We start from the raw sequence: 14,185 nt of genomic DNA on the forward strand, positions 1-14,185 counted from the left end.
CCGTGGCACAGTGCCAGGATGGCGCAGCCCACGCCGCCGTTGTATGCGTTGGACCCCGTCATGCTGGTCCTGCTGCGACCCGACGGCGCTGTACAGGTGGGCTGGGATCCGCGTCGGGCGGTGCTGGTCCGACCGCCCCGCGGCCTGACCGCCGCCGGGCTGGCCACGCTGCTGCGTTCGATGCACTCGCCGACCCCGATAACCGAGCTGCAACGCAGGGCGAAGGCGGTGCCCGCCGAGGACTTGGCGGATCTCGTCGAGCAACTGGTCGAAGCGGGTGTCGCCACCCGCGCGAGCCGGCGACGAGCCGGCCGCTCGGCGTCCATTCGGGTGCACGGGCGCGGGCCGCTCTCCGAACTGCTCGTCGAGGCGCTGCGCTGCTCGGGTGCCCGACTCCGGCAGAGCAGCCAGCCCCACGCGGCCGTGCCGCCCGCCGGAGCCGACCTATTTGTGTTGTCCGACTGCCTGGTCGCCGACCCGCGACTGGTCCGCGATCTGCACAGCCACCGCGTCGCGCACCTTCTGGTTCGGGTGCGTGACGGCGTCGGCCTGGTCGGTCCGCTGGTCATACCCGGTGTCACCAGCTGCCTGGACTGCGCGGATTTGCACCGCAGGGACCGCGATGCGGCGTGGCCGGCCGTCGCCGCCCAGCTGCGCGACACCGTAGGCACGGCCGACCGCGCGACCGTTCTGGCGACGGCAGCTCTGGCGCTCAGCCAGGTCAGCCGGGTGATCGGTGCGGTTCGCGGATCCGATTCGATGCCTGATCCGGGGCCGCCGCCGGCGTTGAACTCGACGCTGGAGTTCGATGTCCATGCCGGTTCGATCGTGACGCGGCACTGGCCGCGGCACCCACTGTGTTCTTGTTGACAGCACTTGTTGCCAGATCGATGCGGGCGAGCCGGGCGCCGTCATGGATGATGGTTCTGTGACGGACATCAAACGGGGCCGCGCGGCGCGCAACGCGAAGCTGGCCGGCCTGTCGGTAAACATCGCCGGCCGCACAGCGCTCGGGATCGGCAAGCGACTGACCGGCAAGTCGAGAGACGAAGTCAACGCCGAGCTGATGGAGAAGGCCGCGCATCAACTGTTCACCGTGCTTGGTGAGCTCAAGGGTGGCGCGATGAAGGTCGGCCAGGCGTTGTCCGTGATGGAAGCCGCTATTCCCGAGGAATTCGGCGAGCCGTATCGCGAAGCGCTGACCAAGCTGCAGAAGGATGCCCCGCCGCTGGCCGCGCACAAGGTGCATCGGGTGCTCGACGCGCAGCTCGGCACCAAGTGGCGCGAACGGTTCATCGAGTTCGACGACACGCCGGTGGCCTCGGCCAGCATCGGACAGGTCCACAAGGCGGTGTGGCACGACGGCCGCGAAGTCGCGGTCAAGATCCAATACCCCGGCGCCGACGAAGCGCTGCGCGCCGACCTGAAGACCATGCAGCGCATGGTTGGCGTGATCAAGCAGCTCGCACCCGGCGCGGACGTCCAAGGCGTGGTCGACGAGCTGATATCGCGCACCGAGATGGAACTCGACTACCGGCTGGAGGCCGACAACCAGCGCGCGTTCGCGAAGGCATACCAGGACCACCCGCACTTCCTGGTGCCGCACGTCGTGGCCAGCGCGCCGAAGGTGGTGATCCAGGAGTGGATCGAGGGCATCCCGATGGCGGAGATCATCCGCAACGGGACCACCGAACAGCGTGACCTGATGGGAACCCGACTGGTCGAACTCACCTTCGACGCGCCGCGTCGGCTCGAGATGATCCACGGCGACGCGCATCCCGGCAATTTCATGCTGATGCCCGACGGCCGGATGGGCGTCATCGACTTCGGGGCGGTCGCGCCGCTGCCCGGCGGCTTCCCCATCGAGTTGGGGATGTCGATCCGGCTGGCCCGGGAGAAGAACTACGACCTGCTGCTGCCGACGATGGAGAAGGCAGGCCTGATCCAGAAGGGCCAGCAGGTGTCGGTGCGCGACATCGACGACATGCTGCGCCAGCACGTCGAACCCGTCGAAGTTGAGGTGTTCCACTACAACCGCAAGTGGCTGCAGCGGGCGGCCGCCCAACGTATCGACCGGTCGGTGTCGCAGATGAGGACAGTGCGACAGCTGGACCTGCCGGCCAAGCTGGCGATGCCGATGCGGGTGCTCGCGTCGGTGGGCGCGATTCTGTGCCAACTGGACGCGCATGTGCCGATGAAGGCGCTCTCGGAGGAGCTGATCCCCGGCTTTGCCGAACCCGACACGGCGGTGGTTTAACCACCGCGAGAGTGCAACTACCGACGCTCCCTCTCGGGAAATGCGTTGCCAGTTGCACTTTCGCGCGCTAGGCGGCGACGGCGTCCTTGCGCGGACGGCCGCGCGGACGCTTGTGGCTCACGATCGAGCCGCGGTCGAGGATCTCACCGCCCCACACTCCCCACGGTTCTGCCCGTTCCAGCGCCGCGGCCAGGCACGCGCTGCGGATCGGGCAGTCAGCGCATAACGCCTTGGCCCGCTCCAAGCCGGACGGAGTGTCGGCGAACCACAGGTCGGGATCGCGATTACATGGCAACTCCAGAGTCGACATGTCCTGGTCACCTGCTTCCTGGTCGGGTGGTGGTCTTTTCAAAAGATCCGGACCAGGTGGCGGGCGGATGACCCGAAAATAATGGCCACGGATCTGATTTCGAGTCCGTGGCCGTCGGGGGATTCCTAGAACCTAGGTGGACCCTCGATCCACGGACGCGTCGGCTGCGGCGGCGATACGGCGATGACGCGGCGCAGCCAATACGGCCGCCGCCGCGGCATGCGCAGCACGGGGGAAGCCAGTCGTGGTGATCATCATGGCTCCCTCCTTTCGCGCTGTCGGAACTGCGGCTAAGAGGTTAAAGGGTAGCAGCTTGGCCAGGCAAGCGATTTTCTACCAGCGGTTTTATCCGCGGTTACGGACCAGTTGCAGCACGTCCGGGCCGAACTGTTCCAGTTTGCGGGCACCGATACCCGGTATCGCGACCAGCGCCGCGTCGTCGGTGGGCAGCATCTCGGCGATCGCGATCAGGGTGTTGTCGGTGAACACCACATAGGCCGGCACGTTGAGCTCCTTGGCGGTACGCAGCCGCCAGTCCTTGAGCCTTAGCAACAGCTTGTCGTCGATGTCGGCCGCGCACGTCTCACACCGGCGCAGCATGATCGACGCCGGTGTGCTCAGCACGTTGTTGCAGATCCGGCAGCGTTGTGCGGAGCCGCGGTTGCGCCGCGGCCGGTTGGGCGCGGAGTGGGGTTGCGTCTGGGGGGCCAACCCGCTGAGAAACCGCGACGGTTTGCGGCTCTGCCGCCCGCCCGGGGTCCGTGATAACGCCCAGCTGAGCGCCAAATGCACTCGGGCCCTGGTGATTCCGACGTAGAGCAGCCGCCGTTCCTCTTCGACGGCCTCACTCTCGGCGCCGTGAGCCAACGCATGCGAAATAGGCAGCGTGCCGTCGGCCAATCCGACCAGGAAGACCGCGTCCCACTCCAGCCCCTTGGCGGCGTGCAGCGACGCCAGCGTGACGCCCTGCACCACGGGTGGGTGGCGAGCGTCGGCGCGGCTGCGCAGCTCGACCAGCAGCCCGGGCAGATCCAGCCGCGGGCGCTGCGCCACCTCCTCGTCGACGAGCTCGGCGAGCGCGGTCAACGCCTCCCAGCGCTCCCGGGCCCGGGTGCCGGCCGGCGGTTCGGCGGTCAAACCCAGCGGCTCGAGCAGCTCGCGCACCACGTCGGGAAGCGGTCCGTCGGCGCCGCGGGTGAGCGCGCGCTGCAACACCAACAGCGCTTGCCGGATTTCCTGGCGGCTGAAAAAGCCCTCGCCGCCGCGGACCTGATAGGGAATGCCGGCCTCGGTCAGCGCCTCCTCGTAGACCTCGGACTGGGCGTTGATCCGGTACAGCACCGCGATCTCGGCCGGCGGCGTGCCGGCGTCGACGAGCTTCGCGATCGATGCCGCCACTGCGGCGGCCTCGGCGACTTCGTCGGGATGTTCCCGAAACGATGGGTCTGGTCCAGGATCACGCTGACCGACCAGGTGCAGCTTGCTGCCGGCCACCCGTCCGCGAGCAGCGGCGATCACCCGGTTGGCCAGCGACACCACCTGCGGCGTGGATCGGTAGTCCCGCTCGAGACGCACCACGGTGGCGTCCGGGAACCGCCGCGAGAAGTCCAGCAGGTAACGAGGTGAGGCCCCGGTGAACGAGTAGATGGTCTGGTTGGCGTCACCGACGACGGTCAGATCGTCACGGTCGCCCAGCCACGCCGACAGCACCCGCTGCTGCAGCGGTGTCACGTCCTGGTATTCGTCGACGACGAAGCAGCGGTACCGGTCCCGGAATTCCTCGGCGACGGCGGCGTCGTCCTCGATCGCGGCCGCGGTGTGCAGCAACAGGTCGTCGAAGTCGAGCAGCGCAACGCCGTCACGGCGGGATTTGAGGGCTTCATACGACGTGTAGACGGTGGCGATCTGGGCGGCGTCCAACGGGATGTCGCGGCCGGCGGCCGCCACGGCGGCCGGGTACTGCTCCGGCGAAATCAACGACGCCTTGGCCCACTCGATCTCACCGGCGACATCCCGCACGTCGTCGGTGCTCAGGTGCAGTCCGGCGCTGCTGGCGGCCCGGGCGACGACGGCGAACTTGCTCTCCAGCACCTGCCAGCCGGTGTCTCCGACCACCCGCGGCCAGAAGTACCGCAGCTGCCGGTGCGCGGCGGCGTGAAACGTCAGCGCCTGCACGGCGCCGGCGCCCTCGCCTGTCTCCGCGGCGGCGCCCAATGCTCGCAGCCGGGCGCGCATCTCGCCGGCGGCGCGCTGGGTGAAGGTGACCGCCAGGACCTGCCCGGCGGCGACATGACCGGCGGCGACGAGCTGGGCGATGCGGTGCGTGATCGTGCGGGTCTTACCGGTTCCGGCCCCGGCGAGGACGCACACCGGTCCGCGCGGGGCCAGCACGGCCTCGCGCTGCTCGTCGTCGAGGCCGGCAATCAAGGCGTCTGCGATCACCGGCATGGCGTCCATCTTGGCAGTGCCCGCCGACAAACCCCGGGCAGCGCCACGCCGCGGCAATACGCGGGAGGCAAGTTATGTTGAAGAAACTATGACGAATGCTTCTGGTGCCGCGCTCACCATGTACACGACCGCCTGGTGTGGCTACTGTCGTCGACTCAAGACGATGCTGGAGGCCGCCGGGATTCCCTACGACGAGGTCGATATCGAAAGAGACGCCGCCGCCGCGGAATTCGTCGGCTCGGTCAACGGCGGCAACCGCACGGTTCCGACGGTGAAGTTCGCCGACGGGTCGACGCTGACCAACCCGGGCGCCAACGAAGTCAAGGCGAAGCTGGCCGAATTGACGCGGTGAGTTCAGTCAAGAGCCGCCCAGGATTCGATGATCACCCGAGCGATCGAAACCGAGCCCGGTAGCAGAAGTTTGGAGTCCGACCCGCTGGTCCAGTCGCCGACGGCAAGGGCGGCGCGCACCTCCTCGCGCGTGAACCACGCCGCCTCGGCGATCTCCCCGTCGTTGAACGAGAAATCCTGATCGGGATCAGCCACGGCGTGAAAGCCGACCATCAGCGAGCGAGGAAACGGCCACGGTTGGCTGCCCAGATAGCGCACATCGCGAACGGTCAGCCCGATTTCCTCGCGGATCTCGCGGGCCACACAGGTTTCGAACGACTCGCCGGCCTCCACGAACCCGGCCAGCAGCGAGAACATCCGCTCCGGCCACACGGTCTGGCGAGCCAGCACAGCCCGGTCGCCGCCGTCATGGACCAGACAGATCACCGCCGGGTCGATGCGCGGGAACTCCTCATGACCTGTGAGCGGGTTGACCCGCGCCCAGCCGCCCCGGACTGGTTTGGTCGGTGAGCCGTCGACGGAGCTGAAGCGGTTGCTGTCATGCCAATTCAGCAGTGCCGCGGCGGAGGACACCAGCTGCGCGCTGATCTCGTCGAACAGCTGGCCGGCCCGGCGAAGATCGGCCACCTGGGCTTGCACCTCAGGATCTTCGGGTGCTTCCAGCGGAGCACGGATCGCCCACACGTGCCGCCCATCCTCGATGCGGCCGAGAAACACCGCATCCGGCGGGGGCTTGTCGGCCAAGACCTTCGCGCTGCCGAGCACCACCCGACCGTTCGCGACCATCACCTGGTTGCGCGAGTCCAGCCGCAGCAGTGCCGCTTGCGCCCAACCCGCGGTAGCCGCCTCGACGTCGGTACGCACCTGATCAGCGCGGTCAGCGCCGATCCGCGACAACAGCGGAACGCTCTGCAGTCGGAAGTCCACGCTGATCGGGCTACTTTCCGACGCTGCGCACGTAGAGCAGCCGGTCGCTGGCCTCGATGGCGTCGACCTCGGGCGCGTCGACCCGCAGCAACTGCCCGTCGCGGACGACGCCGAGCACGATGTCGGACAGATGCCGCGGGGAGCCGCCGACCTCGGTTTGCTCGACCTCGCGCTCGGCGATGGTGAAGCCCGCGGCCGGGGTCAGCAGGTCTTCGATCATCTCCACGACGTTGGGTGTCGTGGTGGCGATGCCTAGCAGCCGGCCGGCGGTCTCCGAGGACACCACCACCGAATCCGCGCCGGATCGCCGCAGCAGGTGCTGGTTCTCGGCCTCCCGGATGGCCACCACGATTTTGGCTTGGGGTGCGATCTCCCGCGCGGTCAGTGTGACCAGCACCGCGGTGTCGTCACGCCTCGTGGCCACGATGATCGACGATGCATGCTGCGCCCCAGCCAACCGCAGCACGTCGGCTCGGGTGGCGTCGCCGTGCACGGTGACCAAGCCGGCTGCCGCGGCGTGATCCAGTGGCGTTTGGTCGGTGTCGACGACGACGACGTTTCCCGCAGCCACGCCGTCACTGAGCATCGCGGCGACCGCCGTCTTGCCCTTGGTGCCGTAGCCGACGACGACGGTGTGGTTGCGCACTCTGTTCCTCCAACGCTGGATCTTCCATGCCTGCCGGGACCGCTCGGTGAGCACTTGAATCGTCGTGCCGACCAACACCACCAAGAACAAGACCCGCAGCGGGGTGATGATCACGATGTTGATCAGGCGCGCGGATTCGGTTAACGGCGTGACATCGCCGTAGCCGGTCGTCGTCAGCGAGACAGTGGCGAAGTACAGGCAGTCCAGAAACGACATTCGACCGCCGCGCACGTCGATGTAGCCGTCGCGGTCGATGTAGACGACGATCACCGCAACCAGCAACGCCAGCAGCGCGATCCCGATGCGCCGCGAGATTGCGCGGGTCGGGCCGATCTGGCTCTCGGGGATCCGCAGCACGCCGACCAATGCGTAATCCGGCTGGGCGGTCAGCGACTCGTCGACACCGCTCCGCCGCCACCTAGCTCTGGCCACGGCAACCCGTCATCGGCTGGCGCACGACACAATGTAACCATGACCGCGATCACACCAGTAGCTCAGCGTGACGCCAGCCCGACGGCCGCTTACCGACTCGCCGCGCTGTTGCTGGGCGTCGGCGCCACTCATTTTGTGGCGGCGCAACCGTTCGACACGATCATTCCCGCCGAGCTGCCCGGAAACCCGCGGCTCTACACCTACGCGTCGGGCGTCGCCGAGATCACCATCGGAACGCTGCTGTTGGTGCGACGGACCCGGCGGTTCGGCGCACTTGCGGCCGTCGCACTGTTCGTCGCGGTCTTTCCGGCGAACGTCAACATGGTCAGGTTGTGGTGGGACAAGCCTTGGCCCATGCGGATCGCCGCTCTGGCCCGGCTGCCGTTGCAGATTCCGATGATCACCGAAGCGCTCAAGGTCAGGCGCAACGCCTAGCGTCGAGCAGCGCGGCCAGCTCCTCGGGCTCGGGCAGCACATCGGGCATGACGGTGGCGCCGGTGCGTACATAGTGAAACGCGGTGCGCACCAACGACTCCGAGCAACCGGACAGCGCCGCCCAGGCCAGCCGATAGACGCCGAGCTGAATGGCGGCGTGCCGGGCGGCCTGCGGGCCGTGGGGCGGCTCGCCGGTCTTCCAGTCCACCACGGTGGCGCCACCGTCCGGGTCGGCGAAGACCGCGTCGATGCGACCGCGCACCACGGTGGCGCCGATGGCCATCTCGAACGGAACTTCGACGGCAACGGGCGTGCGCGACGCCCACGGTGAGCCGAGAAAGGCCGCCTGCAACTCGGCCAGCTTCTCGGTGTCAGCCTGCGCAATGTCGGTATCTGCCGCGCCGGGCAGGTCGGCGAGGTCGAACAATCGCTCGGCTCCGTAGAACCGTTGGACCCACTCGTGAAATGCGTTGCCCAGCAACGCATGCGGGTCCGGACGCGCCGGAAGGCGGCGCGCCAGCCTTTGCATCGCTTCGTCCGGGTCACGAGCCAAGTCCACCAGGCTGCTGACCGACAGTTGGCTGGGCAGCGCTTGTATCTGTGGTTGGACGGCCCGGGCACGCTCGTCGAGTAGCGCATCGACGTCGGCCGCCCAACCTTCGGCGTCTGCCGTCGGTGGCGGTGCGTCGGCCGACAGCGCCGCGTTCACCAGCGCCGCACCGCGCTCGACGTCGGCGCGCCGTGCCCCGAGCGGATCGACCGGCCACAGTGCTTCGACAACGCTGTCATGCAACGGGTTTCGTTCGCCATCTGCCGGCGCCGGTGCCCAGTGTTCGACCACGCCGCAGTCCTGGCCTTCGATGACATCCTTGAGCTCGCACAGGAAATCCGATGGGCCGCGCGGCTTGATCCCGGTTGCGCCCCAGTGGTGGCCGGACAGCAGCAGGGTGTCCTGGGCGCGGGTGATCGCCACGTAGAGCAGTCGGCGCTCTTCATCGAGTCGCCGTTGCTCCAGTTGGCGGCGATGCGCTGAAATCTTGTCCGACAGTTGCTTTCGATCGGTGACATCCGAGGTATCCAAGACCGGGACGCCGTGCACACCGGTCGACGCGCGGTCGCCGCGCAGCAGTGGCGGCAGGTCGGCGGCGTCGGTGAGCCAGGTGCGAGCCGACGCGGTCGACGGGAACACTCCCGCCGACAGGTGCGGGACGGCCACCAGCTGCCACTCCAGACCCTTGGCGGCGTGCACGGTGAGCACTTGCACCCGATCCTTGGCGATGGCGAACTGGGCCGGCGGCAAACCGTTCTCGACGACCGAGGCCGCATCCAGGTAAGCCAGCAGGCCCGCGACAGATGTAGTGGTCGCCCGCCCGGCGTAGCCGCTGACCACGTCGGCGAAGGCGTCGAGGTGTTCGGCGCCCGTCCAGCCCGGCGCCGCCCGCGCCGCCCGGACCTCGCAGTCGACGCCCACCAGCCGGCGCACCTCGGCGACGAGGTCGGGCAGCGGATGACCGAGATGACTGCGCAGCGTGGCCAGCTCGTCGGCGAGCGCGACGATGCGCCGATAGCCCGTCGGCGAATAGGCGCTCGCCGGTCCGGGATCGACGAGCGCGTCGGCCAGGCCCGGCGCGTCGGCGTCCGGCGCGGCCGCAGCGGCGATCTGCTCGGCGGAATCGGCTTGGGGTGTCCCGTCGCTCAGGGCTACGGCGCGCCGCGACAACGCGGCGATGTCACGGCCACCGAGGCGCCAGCGCGGGCCGGTGAGCACCCGCATCGCGGCAGCACCGGCGGTCGGGTCGACGACCAGCCGCAGCATCGCGACCAAGTCGGCGACTTCGGGGATGGACAGCAGCCCAGCCAAGCCAACGACTTCCACCGGGATACCGTGGGCACGCAGCGTATCGGCCATCGGCGCGGCGTCGGCGTTGCGCCGCACCAGCACCGCGGCGGTCGGCGGCGCCGCCCCGTCGGCGTTGGCTTGCTGATAGCGCCGTTGCAGGTGATCGGCGATCCACTCGCGTTCGGCCGCCACGTCGGGTAGCAGCGCGCAGTTGACGGTGCCCGGCGCGGCGTTCGGGCGGGAACTAAGAGCGCGCACGGCCACCGAACGCCGGCGCGCCGCGGCCGAGACGGCGTTGGCCACGCGCAGCGCTCGTGGCGGATTGCGCCAGCTGGTCCGCAGTTCCAGGACCGGCGCCGGGCTGCCGTCGTGCCGCGGGAAATCGGTGCTGAACCGGGGCAGGTTGGTCGCCGAGGCACCGCGCCAGCCGTAGATGGACTGAATCGGGTCACCGACCGCGGTCAATGCCAGCTTGTCGTCCACCCCGCCGCCGAACAGCGACGACAACATGACGCGCTGGGCGTATCCGGTGTCTTGGTATTCGTCGAGCAGCACCACCCGGTAGCGGTTGCGCAGCTGCTCGCCGACCTGCGGAACCGCCGAGCCCAGCCGCGCGGCGTAGGCCATCTGCGCACCGAAGTCCATCACCTTCTCGTCGCGCATCCGCCGGTGCAACGCGTCGATCAGCGGAACCAGCTCGGCGCGCTCGGTCTGAGTGCCCAGCATCCGTAACAGCCACTGGCTGGGGCCGCGCTCGCGCTGGTAGCGGCCCGCCGGCAGGGTGTGCACCAACCGTTCGAGCTCGACGTGGGTATCGCGCAGCTGCCCGGTGTCGACAAGGTGCTCGGCGAGCTGACCCGACAACCGAAGCACCATCGAGGTGACCGTGGCCGGGGTCTTGTCGGTGTGCAGCTCGCCGCGATATCCGTTGACCACGTCGAACGCCAGCTGCCACAGTTCGGTCTCGCTGAGCAGCCGGGTATCCGGCTCGACCGGCTGAAATCCCTCCCCGGCCAGCAGGCCGTAGTCGCGCAGCAGCCGGCCGGCGAAGGCGTGATAGGTGCTGACCGTCGGAGCGTCGGCGGGCTCGGCGGCCAACAGGCCTACGCCGGACAGCCGGGCCAGCCGCGAGCGGACCCGCCGCAGCAGCTGGCCGGCGGCCTTGCGGGTGAATGTCAATCCCAGCACCTGGCCGGGTTCGGCGTAGCCGTTGGCGACCAGCCACACCACCCGCGCGGCCATCGTCTCCGTTTTCCCGGCGCCGGCGCCCGCGATCACCACCAGCGGTCCCGGCGGCGCCGCGATCACCGCCGCCTGCTCGGCGGTCGGTTCGAAAACACCTAGGGCGCAAGCCAACTCAGCGGGGCTGTAGTGCGGCGTCATTGCGATCCCCCGGCGTGGGCGGGGCAACTCGGCCGCAGCGGGCAATGCGTGCAGCCGTCGTTGATCCGGGCCACAAACATCGGGCCGGCCGTGGCGGCGGCGGCCTTCCCGACCAGGTCGCGCCACTCGGCGCGTGTCGCGGGGGTCAAAGGGTCCTGTTCGCGTTCAAGGGCGCCCGCCGGCCCGGTCCTGCCCAGGTAAACCAAGCGCGCGCCGCCGGGCTCGTCACCGTGCGGCATCAAGCCTTCGGCCACCGCCAGCTGGTACATCGCCAGCTGGGCATGCCGTTGCGCGTCGTCCTTGCTGACCGGGTTTTTCCCGGTCTTGACGTCGACGATGACCAGGCGGCCGGCGCCGTCGCGTTCGATCCGGTCGACGCGGCCGCGCAGCCGCACGTTGCCGGCCGCGCCGCCCTGACCGTCGAGGACCCCGTCGACGTCGACCTCCACGCCGACCTCGGTCAGCTCGCGGCGCGACTGGGCCCGCCAGCCGAGGAACGTCTGGATCATGGCGCGATGGCGGGCCAGCTCGTTGGCGGAATACCACTGGGATTCGAACGGCAGATGTTGCCAAGCCCGCTCCAGGGCGACCAGCAAGTGCGACTCGCTGCGTGCCGATTCGGCGATCAGCGCATGCATCAGCGAACCGATCGTGGAGCGCAGATCGCGCGCGTCCGTTCCACCGTGGTGTTCGGCCAGCCAGCGCAGCGGGCAGTCGGTCAACGTCTGCAAGCTCGACGGCGTCAGGGTGACCGTGTGACCGCCACCGCTCCACAGCGGCTCGGTGCTGCTGACCGGCGTCATGCCATGCCACTCGGTCGGGTCAGCGCCCGAAATGCCCGCCCTGGCCAGGCGGGCCAATTGCGCTGCCGCACAACCACGCACCGCGTCGCTCACCGCGCCCTCCGGCGCGCACACCACAGCGCGCAGCCGGCCGACCACCGCACCCGCCGACAGCAGCCGCGGCGCTGTGACCGGGGAGGTGTCGAGATCCCCCGTGGCCCACCGCGCGATCTCGACGAAAAACGGCGAGGGCAGGTCGGTCTCGTCACCCTCCCCGTCGACCGCGGTCACCAGTAGGTGCTTGCGCGCTCGGCCCATCGCCGCCATTAGCAGCCGGCGTTCCTCGGCGAGCAGCGGTGCGCTCATCGAGGCCTTGTCGCCGACCCCGTCGAGAACGTCGAGCAGCCGCTGCGTACCCAGTACGCCGCCGCGCGGAATGGTGTTGGGCCACAAGCCTTCCTGCAGGCCGGCGATGACCACCAGATCCCACTCCTGTCCGAGGGCAGCGTGCGCGCTGAGCAGGGCGACCTGCTCCGCCGCAGCTACCGGCCCGGGGCTGACTGCGGGCAGTTGCAGGGCGCCGACGTGGTCGATGAGCCCGAGCAGCGACGTACCGGCCGTGCGGGACATGTATTGGTCGGTGACGTCGAACAGAGCCGTCACCGCGTCGAGGTCTCGGCCGGCCTGCGCGCCGGACGTGCCGCCCCGCTCAACGGCCGCCAGCCAGCGACGTTGCAGGCCCGAACGCTGCCAGGCCGCCCAAAGGGTGTAGCGCGGATCCGCGCCGCGTCGATGACAGCGGCTCGCAGCGTCCAGCACCGCGCGTACCCGTCGCAGCGGTCTGGCCTGCGCGGCGGTCAGCCCCGACGACGCTTCGCCGGACAGCGCCTCCACCAGCAACTCGCCGAATTCCCTTGGCAGGCCGTTCTTATCGCTGCGGCGCAGCGCGCGTCGCAGCTGGCGAAGCAGAATCGGGTCGGCCCGGCCGATGGGCCCGGTCAACAGCGCGAGGGCCCGGTCGCCGTTCAGCCCGTCGGCGGTGGCGGCCAGCACCGTCAGCAACGCCCGTACAGCGGGCTGGTCGGACAGTGAACCGGCGACCGCAGTCGGGGCCACCGGAACCCCGGCCCGCGCCAGCGCGTGCGACAACCCGTTGGTGGCGCGCGGCACCGACCTCACGATGACCGCCATCTGTGACCACGGCACACCGTCGACGAGATGTGCGCGCCGCAGCGCGTCGGCGATCAGCGCCGCCTCCGCGTGCGCGGAGGCGGCCAGCCGAACCGTCACCGATCCGGAATCCGTTCCGCTGCCGGCTATTTCGTTGTTGCCGGGAAGCCGGCTCCCGATGCCGGAGATGGCCCGTGCCACCGCCGGAGCGCAGCGGTGCGAGACCGTCAGCGCCACCGACGGCGAATCGGCTCCCAACAGCGCAGCCGGCTCGGCCCCGCGGAACCCGAACACCGCCTGGGCCGGGTCGCCGGCCAGCAGGGTCAAATCTGCGCCGGCCGCCAGCACCCGAACCAGCCGGGCGGCTTGCGGGTCCAGCTGCTGGGCATCGTCCACCAGCAGCACCGCAATCCGGGCGCGCTCCGCGGCCAGCAATTCCGGGTCGGCGGCGAACGCCTCCAGCGCGGCCCCGACCAGTTCGGCCGCCCCCACCGCGGGCGTCGTCGCCTGCGGAGCCGCCGTCCCTACCGCAGCCCGCAGCAGCATCACTTGCTCGTACTGGCACGCGAATTGGCCTGCGGCGGTCCACTCCGGACGACCGCACAACCGGCCCAGCCGCTGCAGCTCGCGCGGGTCAACGCCGCGTTCCGCGCAGCGGGCCAGCAGGTCACGCAGCTCGGCGGCGAAACCCGCAGTGCGCAGGGCCGGCCGTAGCTCAGCAGGCCACGCCGTCGCCGCACCCGTGCCGTCCTGGATATCACCGGCGAGCAATTCGGCGATGATCGCGTCTTGTTCGGCGCTGGTCACCAGGCGAGGTGGCGGAGCGCCGGCACGCTGGGCGGCCAGTCGCAGTACCGCGAACGCGTAGCTGTGCACGCTACGCACCAGTGGCTGGCGGATCACCGCACGGCACGGAGCGTCCGCCCGCGAACGCAACAGCTGCGTGGTCAACGCGCTGCGCGCCCGCGCCCCGATCCGGCCCGAACCGGTCAGCAACAGAACCGATTCGGGATCTGCGCCGGCGCGGATACGGGCGGCCGCCGCGTCGACCAGCAGGCAGCTCTTGCCGGTTCCGGGACCGCCCAACACCCGAACCAGCCCGCGCAGACCGGGATCCAGCACTGCTCGCGCTTCGCGGCCCCAACGATCAGACATAGCGGCATGACATCACGAGGGTCCGACAAGTCGGCCCGGCCGACGACGA

General features: G+C 69.5%; 11 protein-coding genes. 4 read left to right on the forward strand and 7 right to left on the reverse strand.

Annotated elements, in window-relative coordinates:
* Nucleotides 1-18: 18 nt before the first annotated feature.
* The gene (locus AWC06_RS07220; protein WP_085195834.1) at nucleotides 19-870 is read left to right on the forward strand and encodes a cyclodehydratase; all 852 of its coding nucleotides are present in this window, start codon (nucleotides 19-21) and stop codon (nucleotides 868-870) included.
* Between the two features lie 43 nt (nucleotides 871-913).
* Nucleotides 914-2,257: a macrolide-binding ATPase MABP-1 gene (locus AWC06_RS07225; RefSeq protein ID WP_085195836.1), complete on the forward strand. Its 1,344-nt coding sequence runs from the start codon at nucleotides 914-916 to the stop codon at nucleotides 2,255-2,257.
* A gap of 67 nt (nucleotides 2,258-2,324) precedes the next feature.
* On the opposite strand, the gene AWC06_RS07230 is transcribed toward AWC06_RS07225, so the two are convergent.
* The 3 genes from AWC06_RS07230 to AWC06_RS07235 form a co-directional block, all read right to left on the reverse strand.
* Nucleotides 2,325-2,567 (reverse strand): WhiB family transcriptional regulator, encoded by a 243-nt coding sequence (locus AWC06_RS07230; protein WP_085195838.1) that lies wholly within the window; start codon nucleotides 2,565-2,567, stop codon nucleotides 2,325-2,327.
* Between the two features lie 132 nt (nucleotides 2,568-2,699).
* Nucleotides 2,700-2,825: a hypothetical protein gene (locus tag AWC06_RS23795; protein WP_264033113.1), complete on the reverse strand. Its 126-nt coding sequence runs from the start codon at nucleotides 2,823-2,825 to the stop codon at nucleotides 2,700-2,702.
* An 87-nt stretch (nucleotides 2,826-2,912) separates the two neighbouring features.
* On the reverse strand, nucleotides 2,913-5,015 hold the full coding sequence (locus AWC06_RS07235; RefSeq protein WP_169715312.1) for an ATP-dependent DNA helicase UvrD2: 2,103 nt from the start codon (nucleotides 5,013-5,015) through the stop codon (nucleotides 2,913-2,915).
* A gap of 88 nt (nucleotides 5,016-5,103) precedes the next feature.
* Here AWC06_RS07235 and mrx1 point away from each other — a divergent pair, with 88 nt between their 5' ends.
* Nucleotides 5,104-5,367 (forward strand): mycoredoxin Mrx1, encoded by a 264-nt coding sequence (gene mrx1, locus AWC06_RS07240; RefSeq protein WP_085195842.1) that lies wholly within the window; start codon nucleotides 5,104-5,106, stop codon nucleotides 5,365-5,367.
* Nucleotides 5,368-5,369: 2 nt separating this feature from the next.
* Here the strand turns inward: mrx1 and nudC are convergent, their stop codons facing one another.
* Both nudC and AWC06_RS07250 read right to left on the reverse strand, forming a co-directional pair.
* Nucleotides 5,370-6,293, reverse strand: coding sequence for an NAD(+) diphosphatase (gene nudC / locus AWC06_RS07245; RefSeq protein WP_085195844.1), 924 nt, complete (start codon nucleotides 6,291-6,293; stop codon nucleotides 5,370-5,372).
* Between the two features lie 10 nt (nucleotides 6,294-6,303).
* The gene (locus AWC06_RS07250; RefSeq protein WP_085195846.1) at nucleotides 6,304-7,371 is read right to left on the reverse strand and encodes a potassium channel family protein; all 1,068 of its coding nucleotides are present in this window, start codon (nucleotides 7,369-7,371) and stop codon (nucleotides 6,304-6,306) included.
* A 39-nt stretch (nucleotides 7,372-7,410) separates the two neighbouring features.
* Here AWC06_RS07250 and AWC06_RS07255 point away from each other — a divergent pair, with 39 nt between their 5' ends.
* Entirely contained in the window at nucleotides 7,411-7,806 is a 396-nt protein-coding gene (locus AWC06_RS07255; RefSeq protein ID WP_085195848.1) for a DoxX family protein, read from the forward strand.
* On the opposite strand, the gene AWC06_RS07260 is transcribed toward AWC06_RS07255, so the two are convergent.
* Nucleotides 7,790-11,029, reverse strand: coding sequence for an ATP-dependent helicase (locus AWC06_RS07260; protein ID WP_085195850.1), 3,240 nt, complete (start codon nucleotides 11,027-11,029; stop codon nucleotides 7,790-7,792). The genes AWC06_RS07255 and AWC06_RS07260 overlap by 17 nt on opposite strands.
* A complete protein-coding gene (locus tag AWC06_RS07265; RefSeq protein ID WP_085195852.1) occupies nucleotides 11,026-14,136 on the reverse strand; it encodes an ATP-dependent DNA helicase in 3,111 nt (1,036 codons plus the stop codon). The genes AWC06_RS07260 and AWC06_RS07265 overlap by 4 nt, the downstream gene beginning before the upstream one ends.
* Nucleotides 14,137-14,185 lie beyond the last annotated feature (49 nt).

This window comes from Mycobacterium fragae, from assembly GCF_002102185.1.
In the GTDB taxonomy this organism is placed as follows: Bacteria; Actinomycetota; Actinomycetes; order Mycobacteriales; family Mycobacteriaceae; genus Mycobacterium; species Mycobacterium fragae.